General features: G+C 50.9%; 12 protein-coding genes. 10 read left to right on the top strand and 2 right to left on the bottom strand.

The window, feature by feature from the left end:
- The first annotated feature begins 26 nt into the window (after nucleotides 1-26).
- From ACTHRH_RS10455 to ACTHRH_RS10430, 6 genes are all read left to right on the top strand, one after another.
- Nucleotides 27-710, top strand: a complete 684-nt coding sequence (locus ACTHRH_RS10455; protein WP_440415418.1) for a PspA/IM30 family protein — start codon at nucleotides 27-29, stop codon at nucleotides 708-710.
- Nucleotides 707-1,105 (top strand): PspC domain-containing protein, encoded by a 399-nt coding sequence (locus ACTHRH_RS10450; RefSeq protein ID WP_144932475.1) that lies wholly within the window; start codon nucleotides 707-709, stop codon nucleotides 1,103-1,105. Before ACTHRH_RS10455 ends, ACTHRH_RS10450 begins: the two co-directional genes overlap by 4 nt.
- Nucleotides 1,106-1,107: 2 nt before the next feature.
- Nucleotides 1,108-1,842 carry a PspA/IM30 family protein gene (locus ACTHRH_RS10445; protein WP_144932473.1) on the top strand — a complete coding sequence of 245 codons (735 nt, stop codon included), beginning with the start codon at nucleotides 1,108-1,110 and terminating at the stop codon, nucleotides 1,840-1,842.
- A gap of 132 nt (nucleotides 1,843-1,974) precedes the next feature.
- Nucleotides 1,975-2,634 carry a cell wall-active antibiotics response protein LiaF gene (gene liaF / locus ACTHRH_RS10440; protein ID WP_144932472.1) on the top strand — a complete coding sequence of 220 codons (660 nt, stop codon included), beginning with the start codon at nucleotides 1,975-1,977 and terminating at the stop codon, nucleotides 2,632-2,634.
- Between the two features lie 61 nt (nucleotides 2,635-2,695).
- Nucleotides 2,696-3,745, top strand: a complete 1,050-nt coding sequence (locus ACTHRH_RS10435) for a sensor histidine kinase (RefSeq protein WP_144932550.1) — start codon at nucleotides 2,696-2,698, stop codon at nucleotides 3,743-3,745.
- Nucleotides 3,729-4,373 (top strand): response regulator, encoded by a 645-nt coding sequence (locus ACTHRH_RS10430; protein WP_379285847.1) that lies wholly within the window; start codon nucleotides 3,729-3,731, stop codon nucleotides 4,371-4,373. Before ACTHRH_RS10435 ends, ACTHRH_RS10430 begins: the two co-directional genes overlap by 17 nt.
- Nucleotides 4,374-5,008: 635 nt before the next feature.
- Here ACTHRH_RS10430 and ACTHRH_RS10425 read toward each other — a convergent pair.
- Nucleotides 5,009-5,983: a cation diffusion facilitator family transporter gene (locus ACTHRH_RS10425; protein ID WP_144932470.1), complete on the bottom strand. Its 975-nt coding sequence runs from the start codon at nucleotides 5,981-5,983 to the stop codon at nucleotides 5,009-5,011.
- Between the two features lie 955 nt (nucleotides 5,984-6,938).
- Here ACTHRH_RS10425 and ACTHRH_RS10420 point away from each other — a divergent pair.
- Nucleotides 6,939-7,385 (top strand): GNAT family N-acetyltransferase, encoded by a 447-nt coding sequence (locus tag ACTHRH_RS10420; RefSeq protein WP_379285850.1) that lies wholly within the window; start codon nucleotides 6,939-6,941, stop codon nucleotides 7,383-7,385.
- Between the two features lie 500 nt (nucleotides 7,386-7,885).
- On the opposite strand, the gene ACTHRH_RS10415 is transcribed toward ACTHRH_RS10420, so the two are convergent.
- Nucleotides 7,886-8,275 carry a hypothetical protein gene (locus tag ACTHRH_RS10415; protein ID WP_379285852.1) on the bottom strand — a complete coding sequence of 130 codons (390 nt, stop codon included), beginning with the start codon at nucleotides 8,273-8,275 and terminating at the stop codon, nucleotides 7,886-7,888.
- A gap of 191 nt (nucleotides 8,276-8,466) precedes the next feature.
- On the opposite strand from ACTHRH_RS10415, the gene zwf reads away from it, so the two are divergent.
- The 3 genes from zwf to ACTHRH_RS10400 all read left to right on the top strand — a co-directional run bounded on the left by zwf (nucleotide 8,467) and on the right by ACTHRH_RS10400 (nucleotide 13,062).
- Nucleotides 8,467-10,023 carry a glucose-6-phosphate dehydrogenase gene (gene zwf, locus ACTHRH_RS10410; RefSeq protein WP_379285854.1) on the top strand — a complete coding sequence of 519 codons (1,557 nt, stop codon included), beginning with the start codon at nucleotides 8,467-8,469 and terminating at the stop codon, nucleotides 10,021-10,023.
- A 231-nt stretch (nucleotides 10,024-10,254) separates the two neighbouring features.
- Nucleotides 10,255-11,319 (top strand): metallophosphoesterase family protein, encoded by a 1,065-nt coding sequence (locus ACTHRH_RS10405; RefSeq protein ID WP_144932466.1) that lies wholly within the window; start codon nucleotides 10,255-10,257, stop codon nucleotides 11,317-11,319.
- 159 nt (nucleotides 11,320-11,478) lie between these two features.
- Nucleotides 11,479-13,062 (top strand): peptide chain release factor 3, encoded by a 1,584-nt coding sequence (locus ACTHRH_RS10400; protein ID WP_144932465.1) that lies wholly within the window; start codon nucleotides 11,479-11,481, stop codon nucleotides 13,060-13,062.
- The last annotated feature ends 15 nt before the right edge of the window (nucleotides 13,063-13,077 follow it).

The raw sequence follows: 13,077 nt of genomic DNA, 5'->3' as shown, positions 1-13,077 counted from the left end.
GGAAATACCGAGAAGGAGGAAGTTCTATGAGCATACTTAGACGAATGCGGGATATTACCGTGGCAACTCTAAACGACAGGCTAGAGCAAAGCGAGGACCCGGTACGCTTGATCGATCAGTATCTCGCAACCCAACGGGAGCAGATTCAACAATCCGAGAGGTTGTACTCCCAATGCGTACACCATGCGGAATCATTAAAGCGGCAATACATGACAGCCAAAGAAGTGATGGAGAAGAGAGAGCAGCAAGCCATGCTCGCCCTGAAGGCCGGAGAAGAGGAAGTCGCCCGGCTGGCATTACAGGAGAAGATGACGCAGGAAGAAACTTATTTAAGATATCTGGAACTGTATGAGAATGCACGAGGCCCGATTGCCGAACTGGAGGATCAACTCCGATCCTTGCGGGCGGACTATCAGGAGGTAGCGGCCAAGCGAAGCTACTATCAGGCCAGAATGGAAACGGCCCGCTTGCAGCAGAAGTTGAACGAACGGCTCAGTGGGGGTGGGGGAACGGAATATACTTACCGGATGTTCAATCGCCTGGAGGAGCGAGTCTCCGATATGGAGATGGTCGCCAGATCGTTGAAGGAAGTCAGGAATGTGACGAAAGAAGCTCTGTACGAGGCAGGAAACACCATTAAGTCGGCATTGGATCAAGAGATGGAGCAATTAAAGCGTAAGCTGGAGAAGGAGGGTTGGACCAAGCAATGAAAAAGTTGTATCGCTCACGCAAAGACAGCAAGCTGTTCGGTCTGTGTGGCGGACTGGCGGAAATGTTGAATGTGGACTCGACTCTGGTGAGGCTCGTTGTGGTAGTCACGGCAGTATTCTCCAGCGGCACCTTGATTCTGCTTTACTTCATCGCCAGCATGGTCGTACCGAAGGAGCCGGACCTGGGAGGACCTACGTTCGGAATGCCCGGCGGGAACCCGCATTCTTACGGCTATAGCGGTCCTTATACCCAATCCGCCCCGAAATATGAGCCGCCGCAGCCGAAACCGTCCGATCTGGATGAGATGATGAAAGATATTGAGAAGAAGGCTTTACAGAAAGAAATCGAAGAATTAAGAGCCAAAGTGGCTAAATACGAGAAGGGAGATGTGTAACAATGGGAGTATTTTCGAGAATTAAAGATATGACGAAGGCATCTATTCATGAAGTGTTGGATAAGGTGGAAGATCCGATTGTAATGCTTAACCAGTATTTGAGAGATATGGAGGAGGAAATAGCACAGGCTGAAGTAACCGTCGCGAAGCAAATTGCCAACGAACGCAAGCTGCGCCAGCGTGTCGAAGAGGCCGAACGCTACAGCATGGAGCGGGAGCGGCAAGCGGCCGAGGCTTTGAAGAACGGTCAGGAAGCGATAGCGAGACAAGCGCTCGAGGAAAAACTGTATTACGATCAGAAAGTGACCGAATATGGCGAAATGCATTACCAATCCAAGAGCCAGGCTGACGAGCTGATGAAGCAGCTCCATGAGATGAAGGATGAGTTCTACAAAATGCGCAACAAGCGCAACGAGCTCGTATCCCGCGCCCAACTGGCCAAGGCGAAGAAGCAAATGTCCGAGGTCGTCTATAACGGAACGATCGGAGGAGGCAAAGCATTGCGCGGCTTCCACCGCATGGAAGAGAAGATCATGCAGCTGGAAGTGGAAGCGGAAATCAGCCGCAAGCCTTATGGCTACACACCGGCAGGCCCCTCTTACGGAACCGGGACCGTTGATCTGGCGAAGAAGCAGGCCGTGGACGAACAATTGAGCCAATTGAAAGAAAAGCTGGGCTTTACCGCAGCCGCTCCGGCGGAAACAGCGGGTGACAATTCGGAAACAGAAGCAAAATAGTATTGACGGACATATCCAATGTGGTATGCTATGGGAGGAAAAGCCATTGGGCGGCAAACGGAGGCCTTATGGCTTTTCTCCACTGTAATTACTTACCTACTACTTGGCATATGACTTGCAGGGGGGTGCGACATGGAGGATCAGAAAACAAACCGAAACCGCAATGCCTATCTTCTTTTTATCGGTGCTGGGGTATTTTTGCTTGTGCAGCATGTATTCGGGTTTGAAGCCATTGTCGCCCTTTTCCTTATTTTTCTAGGTGTTCAATATATTCAATCGGATGCCAAGAAACGAGGCTACGTCATGCTGGCGATTGGCCTGCTGTTCATCATGGGAGACAAGATGACGATTGTCGTCGCCCTGATCTTTATTTTTCTCGGACTCTTCTACTTAAAGTCCAAGCAGCAGCCCAAAGAATCGAATGTCCGGCATAAGCAGCGGATTATAGACAGTGTGAAGTATGATAAAGGCCCCTGGGTTCTGAATAACTTGAGCCAATGGAGTTTGATCGGGGAAATGCATATGGACCTGTCGCTCGCTATCTTCGAAGAGAAGGAAGTGACCGTCGTTCTGCAAGGGGTCATTGCCGATATCGACCTGATTGTCCCCGAGGATGTCGGAGTCTCCATTGAAAGCTCGGTGCTCTTCGGACAGATTGATGTTCCGCATCGTAAAGAAGAGGGAATGCTGAACAAGCTGAGCTGGAAATCTCCGAACTATGACATTTGCGAAAACCGGGTTAAATTTGTAGTATCCTATGTTGTAGCCGATATAGATATTAAGGTTGTCTAAGGATGGATGCATATTTCCTTGAAGAGAGGGGGACTGGAGCTTGAAGAACAGACTAACCAATATGATATGGAGAACTATGGGGGAGTCTATTCTTTTCAGTCTTCTTCTTTTCGTTATTATTCTCTATATTTTGTACACCTACGGATATCTTGACACACCGGAAAAATGGAAGGATGCTATCGTTATCGGTTTTGTTCTGCTGGCGGCCGTCATTGCCGTCGGCGCCGTATTCGGATATTGGCAGGCCAGCCGAATCAGCATGCGGATAGAGCAGTTGAGGGAAATCATGCTTCTGTTTGAAAAAGGAAACCTGTCCCGCAAGGTGCCTCCGCTTGGAGAAGATGAAATCGGCCGGCTGGGAGAACAGCTTAACCGGGTGAGCAAGAAATGGGAGGAGCAGATCAGTTCGCTCCAGAGGCTGTCCAACGACAACGCCCAGCTTGCCGAGAAAGCAAAATATTCGGCGGTCATAGAGGAGCGGCAGCGGCTTGCCAGAGATCTGCACGATGCGGTCAGCCAGCAGCTTTTTGCCATTTCGATGACAGCCACTGCGGTTGGCCGTACACTGGACAAAGACTTCGACCGGGCGAAGCGGCAAATCCATCTCATCGAGGAAATGTCTTCCGTGGCTCAATCCGAGATGAGGGCGCTGCTCCTGCATTTACGGCCCGTTCATCTGGAAGGCAAGCGTCTGGCGCAAGGCTTGATCGAGCTGCTTAAGGAGCTGCAAGCCAAGACACCGATCGAGATTTACTGGGAGATGGACGATGAAATCCAGCTTCCCAAAGGGATAGAGGACCACCTGTTCCGCATCGTGCAAGAAGCGCTGTCGAACACGCTGCGCCACTCCAAAGCAACGAAGATGGAAATCAAGCTGCTGCAGCCTCCGGAAGGAGTGCGATTATCCATCCGTGATAATGGGGTGGGCTTCGTTCTGGACGAGAAGAAGCTGGCCTCCTACGGACTCGTATCGATGAAAGAGCGTGTCAATGAAATCGGGGGCTCGATGAACGTAATTACGGCACCCAACAGAGGAACGCGCATCGAAATCCGCATTCCGATTATGGACAATGAGAAAGGAGAAAGAGTGGAAGATGGAGCAACCCATTAAAGTTCTGCTGGTGGACGACCACGAGATGGTACGCATCGGATTGGCTGCTGTTCTGGGAACGGAGGAAGGAATTGAGGTAGTCGGCGAAGCCAGCAACGGGATGGACGGAATTCGTCTGGCGCAGGAGTATAAGCCCGATGTCGTTCTGATGGATCTGGTTATGGAGGGAATGGACGGGATCGAGACCACCCGCAAGCTGCTGCAGATCTATCCGGATTGCAAAGTAATTGTACTGACGAGCTATTTGGACGATGAGAAAATGTATCCGGTCATCGAAGCCGGAGCCTTCAGCTATTTGCTGAAAACGTCCAGAGCTTCGGAGATTGCTCAGGCTATCCGCGCCGCGGCCAAAGGGCAGCCCATTCTGGAATCTCAGGTGGCCACCAAGATTATGAACCGGTTCCGGCAGCCCAAACAGGAGCAGGCTCCCCATCATGATTTGACGGACAGAGAGATGGAAGTGCTTCGTCTGATTGCCAAGGGGCATTCCAACCAGGAAGTCGCTGACGAGCTGTTTATCGGAATTAAAACCGTCAAGTTCCATGTCACCAACATTCTGGCCAAGCTGGGTGTGGACGATCGGACCCAGGCGGCGATCTATGCACATAAGCACGGTTTGGCGGACTAATGCCTGAGAAGTTCACCAGGGTTCTTTGATGAAAAGGTATATAGCTTTGACTACTCCGGCTTCCCCCGTTACAATATAGTCATGTTAACGGAATGGAAGATTTTCTATTTCCGGACATCAACATCTTCCATCAACGAGGTAGTTTGGCCTCGATCACTCCGGCAGGAGTTCTTTCTTTTATTGGCATGAAAAGCTGGCTCTAATACCGGGTTGTTCATCTCCAGTCCCTGGGCCCGCAAGTACCCGGTATAAGCTTCGAAGGTTATACGTCGCTTTTGTATTTACAGAGCTCCGTTAAGGGCTTTACATACCACATAAGATCTTAAAGTTCTTTACAGCATTGATGCGTCGTAAATAAAGATACTTATTGGCATGGAAAGTTACAACTAAGACCGGGTTATTCATCATCGAAAGTAGCTCCGTTAAGAGCTTTACATTTAATAAAGCGGAGGGGTCTCGCTATGAATTATACTAAAATCGTTGTCATTGCCGTCATTATTATCGTGTCAGTACCCTTCCTATGGCTGGTGCGCAAGAAATACTTCAAGTAAAATCCCATAATGGGCCATCCCTAGGGGGATTTAGAAAAAGAAGGTCCATGCTGGCCGTAAGCAAAGGAAGCCTCCTAGCTCCATTCATTTCCCATCCTTAAAGAAATCTTTTTCATCAGACGGTTGTTCCTCCCCGGATAGCTCATACCATGGATTAAGGTGCACCAGGACCTCATCCACCTCCTCGTGAGCCTCCATGATCGAATGTTTGATTTCTCTGCTGATATTATGTCCTTCCTGTACAGTCATTGTGCCGGGAACACCGATCCGCAAATCCACAAGAATGTAATGGCCGTGCTCACGGGCACGAAGACGGTCTATTCTTTTCACCTCGGGATATGACCGGACAATGCTCTCAAACTGCCTCAGCTTGACCGGATCCACTGTTCTTTCCATCAAAATATCTATCGCTTCCTTCCCCATATCCCAAGCCAGCTTCAGCACCAGCAGGCTGACTATGATTCCCGCAACCGGATCTCCATAGCCGAGCCAGGCAATATTGTAGGCCGCTCCCACCATTCCCAGCCCGATCCCGATGACGGCGGCTATAGAAGCATAGACATCGGCGAGATGGTCATACGCTGTAGCTATCAAGCCTTTGCTGTTTGTCTTGCGGCCCAGCCGGATGGTATAGAGGAACAATAACTGCTTCCAGACAAGCGAAACGGCGGCTGCGGTTAGAGCTATCCAATGGGCGCCTGTTAGCGGCGGGCCAAGCAGCGCCTCGAACGAATGGTAGCCTATCCAAACAGCCGCAATCGCCAGGATGATAGCGACGAGTCCGGCACCGATCACTTCCGCCTTGCCATGCCCGTAGGGATGGTCCTTGTCGGCCGGGCGATTGGAGATTCTCATCGAGCCGAGGGCGGCTGCCGAAGCAATCAAATCCCCCGCATTATGTACGCCATCTGCAACAAGCACCTGGCTATGAAATAACCAGCCCACCGCCAGCTTGATGACCGTTAATAAAGCATTGCTGATCAGACTGATCCAGGCGGCGAATAATGACTGACTCTTATTGTTTGCAGACGTTTTGTGCGGGTCCCCGTGGCTTTCCATTATTTCCTCTCCTTCCGAGAACTGTATTATCCTGTCCGATTGAGACCTTACCGGTTATGCCTTCAACATTCCTTTGATTTAAGCAAGTTCATTAGGGTAATAAAGACCTTAACTGTTAATTTGAATGTTGCCCTCGAATTTTATGTAACATTATTCCCTGAAAGTGAATAGTCCTTGCAGTAAGGGCGCAATATGGATCGAAAAAAGTGTCAGCGGCTCTATTGGACTATTATCCCCTTTGCTCAGGCGGGGGGGGGGGCTATACGATATTGCGTCGACAAGTAGCTGTAAATTGAAGAAAATCGAGTGCCCTAAGTACAGAAAAACGGGTCAACCGCATGAGTTTAAGGACCCGTAATTGGAGCAACTCGCAATACACCGCATGAGCTCCAAGGGCCTGTAAGTGCAGAGACTGATCAATACCGCAGAGTGCCAAGGGCCTGTAAGTGGAGCGACTGATCAATACCGCACAGACGAGGACCCGTAAGGTGGAGCGACTCGCAATACACCGCATGGGTGCCAAAGACCGGCAAAAGTGCAGGTCTTTTGAAGAGTTTTGGGTGAAATCGGCCAAAGACCGGCAAAAGTGCAGGTGATTTCGGCCAATTGGCTGATTTTTCGATTTTGGCGGCGAAAGACCTGCAGAATTGCTCGTCTTTCCCGGGATTTATCGAATTTTTGCAAAATGACCTGCACTTTTGCTTGTCTTTGAAGCGTGGCATCAGCGGTTTGCGAAAATTAGGTGTTTAGCCGACTATAGCGACAGGAAGATTACCTCGAGGTACTCGCTGTCGCCTTCCACCGAATGGCGATAGAAATATCGTCGCGAAATACTCGGTCATCGCCATAAATTAAGGAGGACAATTTCCACCTGATTGGAATGACGTTGGTCTACAGCAAAGCTCACCTTCATCGCGTAGGATAGAAGAAGGCAGAGAATGCTGGGGGTGAGACGATGCAAATCCGGCCAAGGAACAGGGAGCAGGATGACCGGTACATCTATCGTATGGTGTATGAGGAACTGCTGCCTTATGCCAATGCGGCAAGACCCGATACCAGGATCAGCCGGGCGGAAATTTCACGAAGACTTCAACAAGGAATCGTATGGGTAATAGCTCCCGGTCGTAAGGGGAAGCCGGCAGGTTTTATTTCCTTTTTTCGGCGAGACCGGGATTTGCATATTGACATGCTTGCCGTCGACCGGCACTTTCAGAGCCGAGGTTTGGGAGGTAAGCTGATGGAGGCGGCGGAGCAATATGGATTGGAACGAGGCTGTCAAACGGTCAAACTGTTTGTGGATGAGCCGAACCCTCTCGCTCAGCAATTTTATTTCCGCAGAGGGTATACGGTATCGGAATATTATCCGTCTTACCGTTGTTTTTTGCTGAATAAGCATTTGTAGAATTACTAGAAGAGTACCAGTCTCCGTCTTACACCACTATACACGCAGGTGCGTAATACCGGATCTTAATGGCTAACAATGTTACTCATACCATCGGAATATGCTGAATAGCCTTCGTGTATCCCAATATCGAAGCCATATCATTACGTGTTGTCCGCCGACAACGTTTAAGATACACACGGCTTACAGATAATTTACTACGGATGAAGTTAAAGGTGCACGGGGCTTCCAGATGATCTTCTACTTCTACGGATCATGTTTAAATCGCACCGACCCCAGATAATTTACAGCGGATCAACGGAATAAAAAAAGCTTCTAACGGAGCCTCTTCGAAGACGAATAACCCGGTTTTAAAGGTAACTTTTTATGCCAATTAGAAAGTTTGTTCCACTTTAATGCTTTAATGAACTTAAAACTTTCTAATGTGGTAAGAAAAAACCGGGAATCTGCAAGACGAGAGGACAGGGCCGATTCCCGGTAATCTGAAGAAGCCTGAACTTCTATAGGGGCATAAGGAATAATTGATCAATCGAGTCCGCATCAAGCTCGACCCGGCTGCCGAACGGGTTCGGCGGATAGAACGGCCAAGGCTCGGCTCCCTGATCGAAGCCGACTTCATCGGAAATAAGTCCCGCCGTAAATGCGGGCTTTCCGGAGGCCCTTCTTCCGGCTCTTTTTTTCCGCTTATTCCTGCGGATGCGTGCCGTTTTGCCTTTGCTGCTTGCAGCAGCGGGCTCCACCCATGGAGCGTTATCGTTCAATATTAACTGGCCGTTGTGAACGCCTCCCAGAATACCGATTTGTCGGGCACCATCCTTCATAAGAGCTACAACCGGATACCCCCGGAACGGATGGCAGGTTTCTGGATCGACCGGGTAGATTCTGTACACCTGCTTGCACCTCCTTAGTCAATTCACAATAGTATATTCACCTATTGCGGCAGGCGAATAGACGAATACCGGGGGTGCCCGCCCATTTTATTGTTTCACCGCGATGGCGATTCTTGAGCGGATATGCTAAACTGTTGGAATAGAAACGGGTAAGCTCGTTACATATAACCTCGTAAGGGAAGAGATGAACCATGCTTGAGACCAATCAGGAAAAAGTGAGAGAAACAGGAGTTCTGTTCTTTATTTTCGGAGCGACCGGAGATCTCGCCAGCCGCAAGCTGTTTCCCGCTATATACAGCTTGTTTAAGGAAGGCAAGCTGTCCGACAAGTTTGCGGTCATCGGCTTAGCCCGCCGCGAAAGAAGTCGGGAGCAATTTCATGAAGATGTGCTCCGTTCGATTCAGGAATTCGCTCGGTACAAGGCATCCCCCGACGATCCGGAATGGGGCCGTTTCGTGGAGCATTTTGAGTATATGTCGCTGGACATCAATCGGGTAGAGGCGTTCAACGAATTAAATATAGCGGCGGAAAGGCTGGAGGAGCAGTTCGGAATAGCCGGTAACCGGTTGTTCTATCTGGCGCTGGCCCCGGATTTGTTCGGAAGCGTTGCCCACAATCTGAAGGCGGGGGGACTGCTTCAGACCGCCGGGTGGCACCGTCTCGTTATCGAGAAGCCGTTCGGATTCGACCTGCCTTCCGCGGAGAAGCTGAATAAGGAAATCCGGGAAGTTTTCGAGGAGCATGAAGTATACCGGATCGACCACTACCTCGGCAAGGAAATGGTTCAGAACATCGATGTGATCCGCTTCGCCAATGCGTTCTTCGAGCCTCTCTGGAACAACAAATATATCGCCAACATTCAGATTACTCTTGGAGAAACAGTGGGAGTGGAGGACCGCGGGGGGTATTACGATCACTCCGGGGCTCTTCGTGACATGGGGCAGAACCATATGCTCCAGATGGTCGCCATGATGGCTATGGAACCGCCGAGCCGTCTTCATCCGGAAGATATCCACGACGAGAAGGTTAAGGTGCTTCGTTCTCTAAGACCCTTCACCTCCGCAGAGGATGTCCGCAAGCATGTCATACGTGGACAGTACACGGAAGGACAAGCCAACGGACGGCCGCTGCCGGGATACCGGTCGGAGGATAAGGTGAATCCCGATTCGACAACCGAAACTTATTTCGCCGCCAAGGTCTATGTCGACAATTTCCGTTGGGCGGGAGTTCCGTTCTACATTCGGACCGGCAAGCGACTCCCGGTGAAAACAACCGAAGTCGTCGTCGAGTTCAAAAATATGCCGAAGAACGTATACCACGGCAGGAAAACGGGATTGGAGCCGAACCTTCTAGTGTTCCGCGTGCAGCCTATGGAAGGCATCTACATTAAAATTAATGCCAAGAGACCGGGCTCTGAAGGCGTTATCGTTCCGGTGGCGATGGATTTTTGCCAAAGCTGCCAGGTCGGCTTGAATACGCCGGAAGCGTACGAAAGACTGCTGTTCGATGCGGCCAGGGGTGATTCGACTTACTTTACCCGCTGGGATGAAGTTGCCCTTGCTTGGCAATATGTCGATCAGATTGCTTCCGCTTGGGCTGAGGATGCGAGTGATCTCAGAATGTATCCGGCAGGCTCCTGGGGACCGGAGGAGGCCCAGGCTTTGCTGGAGCAGGACGGCTTCCACTGGTGGCCGGTCAATGGTCAGCAGGAGTCGGAAGTGGTCTGGGTGACCAATCGCAGCGAATAGGAGAAGGCAGGAAGGACAGGCAACCGCCATTCCTGTTCGGGCCACTTGCGAATAGCAGGTGGCCTTTCTGTATTCCCCGGGGAAAACAGCTTATTCCGGCGTTAGCACGTTACTCGGCGGGTTATTCTTATGAATGCTCGATAGGACGGCATATCCAACGAAAAAGGTGCAGGATAAATAAAAAGTGACTATAATAAAAAATACGGATCGTTCATAGAAGGATGTGAGGCCGTGACAAGAAGAGCTTTTTTGAAATGGCTGCTGAGCCTTGGTGCTGTGGCCGCGGCCTTTGGTATAGGATTATGGCGAGGATGGTTTGGCGCAGTCAACCGTTCCTCAGGGCAAGGCGGTTCCTCCGCCTCCGCGCCCCCGGAGCCGCCTCCTCCCGAAGCAGAACAAAACGCGGGAGAAACAGGACCGTTGTTGACTCTGCTGATCCTTAGCGATCCCCATATTAATCCCGACCTGCCCGAGCATAGCAAGCATTTGGCTCAAGCTTTGGAAGATATGAAGAGGCTGCCCAATCCGCCGGATTCGGTTGTGATTACCGGTGATTTGACCGATTATGGACGCAAGCAGGATTATCAGGAGTTAAGAAGAGTCCTGGACAGATTCGAGCTTCCCCCTCTCTATGCGAATATGGGCAATCATGATTATTACGATATTTGGATCAATGAGCAGGGTCAGTTCAATCGTGAAGGAATGCCTAACGGCAAGTCGGATGCCGATTCCCGGGAGTCCTTCCTCAACTTCATGGGCCAGGAGAAGCCATATCGTGATGTATGGATCAAGGGGGTTCATCTTATTCTTTTATCCCAGGAGGCTTATGTAGAGGAGAGGCCGGAGGTAGGAGAAGGAGCCTGGTATTCCGATCAGCAGATGGCCTGGTTCAAGGAGCAGATGGAGCAGCATAAGGACGGCAAGCCGGCCTTCGTCATGATTCATCAGCCGCTCCCGCCCGCCGGGCAGGACGGAGGCTCGCATCGGCTCATTCGCGCCAACGAATTTCGCGATATTGTGAAAGACTGCCCGAACGTATTCGTGTTCTCGGGTCATCAGCATCAGGATTTTACTAACGGCATGAACCATTATGTTAAGGAAACCTTCCATTGGTTCCACAATTCCTCGGTCAGCCGGGTGATGAATCGCCGTTACGAGAACGCCCGGCCGGAGGCGGCACAAGGCCTGTATGTTGAAGTTTATGAAGACCGGGTCTTGTTGAAGGGCCGTGAATTTAGCGACGGGACCTGGATCGCGGAAGCCGATTGGCTCGTGGAACTGGCTCGCGGGGCCTAATAATCACCAGTGTTTCCAGAGCGAGAGCGGCAATAGTTTCTGTGTTCAACTATCCGAAAGCTTGTACAACGCAAGCAATAGAAAACAAGAGATGCATAGCATCATGTGCAAGTCATTATCTTTCGGGACAATTTATATATGGAAAGGGAATAGCACCGTATGACGACTAAATTAAGTCAAGAGCTGCAAACGGAGGTTGACAGAAGAAGGACGTTTGCGATTATTTCTCACCCGGACGCCGGGAAAACGACACTAACCGAGAAGCTTCTGCTGTTTGGCGGCGCCATTCGCCTGGCGGGAACGGTTAAGGGAAGGAAAGCGAATAAACACGCGACCTCGGACTGGATGGAAATCGAGAAGCAGAGGGGAATCTCCGTCACCTCCAGTGTCATGCAGTTTGATTATAAAGGCAACCGTGTGAATATACTGGATACCCCCGGCCACCAAGATTTCAGTGAGGATACCTACCGCACCCTGACAGCCGCAGACAGCGCCGTCATGCTGATCGATTCGGCCAAGGGGGTCGAGGTTCAGACCAAGAAGCTGTTTCAGGTTTGCCGCCAGCGGGGAATTCCGATTTTTACCTTCATCAACAAGCTGGACCGGGAAGGACGCAACCCGTTCGACCTGCTGGAAGAGCTGGAGCAGGTGCTGGGCATCCGCTCTTATCCGATGAATTGGCCGATAGGTTCGGGCAAGCAATTCTGCGGGGTGTACGACCGGGAGAAGACACGTATCGAGCTGTTCCAGGGGGACGATCACGATAAGATAGAGGTGCAGCCCGTCAGCGGGTACGACGATCCGGCCATTAAAGAAATCGCCGGTGACTATTTGTACGAAAGGCTGTGTGAAGATCTCGAGCTGCTGGATGTCGCGGGAGATCCGTTCGATATGGAGAAGGTGAAGCAAGGCGAGCTGACTCCAGTTTTCTTCGGCAGCGCGATTAACAATTTTGGCGTACAGACATTCCTGGAGAATTTCCTGCAGCTGGCGCCCAAGCCGGAACCGAGGGAAAGCTCCGCCGGCCGCATTGAACCGACGAAGGAGCAGTTCAGCGGGTTCGTGTTCAAAATTCAGGCCAATATGAATCCGGCGCATCGCGATCGCGTCGCGTTCCTGCGAATCTGTTCCGGCAAATTCGAGCGGGGCATGTCCGTCAAGCATGTGAGGGCAGGCAAGGAGATCAAGCTATCCCAGCCGCAGCAATTTCTGGCCCAGGACCGGGATATTGTAGACGTTGCCTATGCGGGAGACATTATAGGCCTGTACGATCCGGGAATTTTCCGCATCGGAGATTCGTTAAGTCAGGCCACCGAAATCGTCTATGACGAGCTGCCTACGTTCTCTCCCGAGCTGTTCAGCAAAGTAACCGTCAAGAATGCCATGAAGCATAAGCAGTATCAGAAAGGGATCGATCAGCTGACAGAGGAAGGAACCATTCAAGTTTTCCGGACGATCGGCTTCGAAGACACGATCCTGGGCGTGGTCGGACAGCTTCAATTCGAGGTGTTCGAGTACCGGATGAAAGCGGAGTATGGAGTGGACGTTATGCTGCAGCGAATGAATTTCCAGTTCGCCCGCTGGCTTGTCGGTCCCTCGATCGACCCCGGCAAGTTCCGGATTAATTCCCAGCTCGTCAAGGACAAGAAGGATAATTACGTGGCTTTGTTTGAGAATGAGTATGCGCTTCGCACCGCCATGGAAAAAAATCCGGATCTTCAATTTTTGAATGTAGCTCCGTAAATTACTGTGGGGGCG

The organism is Paenibacillus sp. SAFN-117 (assembly GCF_051966115.1).
In the GTDB taxonomy this organism is placed as follows: domain Bacteria; phylum Bacillota; class Bacilli; order Paenibacillales; family NBRC-103111; genus Paenibacillus_L; species Paenibacillus_L residui.
The sequence above is the reverse complement of the archived record's forward strand: the minus strand, read 5'-3'. Positions and strand labels throughout refer to the sequence as shown.

What these genes read in the sequence shown, in the direction of transcription:
- ACTHRH_RS10425 (WP_144932470.1), bottom strand. Translation starts at nt 5,983, where the DNA reads ATGGAAAGCCACGGGGACCCGCACAAAACGTCTGCAAACAATAAGAGT.
- ACTHRH_RS10450 (WP_144932475.1), top strand. Translation starts at nt 707, where the DNA reads ATGAAAAAGTTGTATCGCTCACGCAAAGACAGCAAGCTGTTCGGTCTG.
- ACTHRH_RS10455 (WP_440415418.1), top strand. Translation starts at nt 27, where the DNA reads ATGAGCATACTTAGACGAATGCGGGATATTACCGTGGCAACTCTAAAC.
- liaF (WP_144932472.1), top strand. Translation starts at nt 1,975, where the DNA reads ATGGAGGATCAGAAAACAAACCGAAACCGCAATGCCTATCTTCTTTTT.
- ACTHRH_RS10400 (WP_144932465.1), top strand. Translation starts at nt 11,479, where the DNA reads ATGACGACTAAATTAAGTCAAGAGCTGCAAACGGAGGTTGACAGAAGA.
- ACTHRH_RS10445 (WP_144932473.1), top strand. Translation starts at nt 1,108, where the DNA reads ATGGGAGTATTTTCGAGAATTAAAGATATGACGAAGGCATCTATTCAT.
- ACTHRH_RS10430 (WP_379285847.1), top strand. Translation starts at nt 3,729, where the DNA reads ATGGAGCAACCCATTAAAGTTCTGCTGGTGGACGACCACGAGATGGTA.
- ACTHRH_RS10420 (WP_379285850.1), top strand. Translation starts at nt 6,939, where the DNA reads ATGCAAATCCGGCCAAGGAACAGGGAGCAGGATGACCGGTACATCTAT.
- zwf (WP_379285854.1), top strand. Translation starts at nt 8,467, where the DNA reads ATGCTTGAGACCAATCAGGAAAAAGTGAGAGAAACAGGAGTTCTGTTC.
- ACTHRH_RS10435 (WP_144932550.1), top strand. Translation starts at nt 2,696, where the DNA reads ATGATATGGAGAACTATGGGGGAGTCTATTCTTTTCAGTCTTCTTCTT.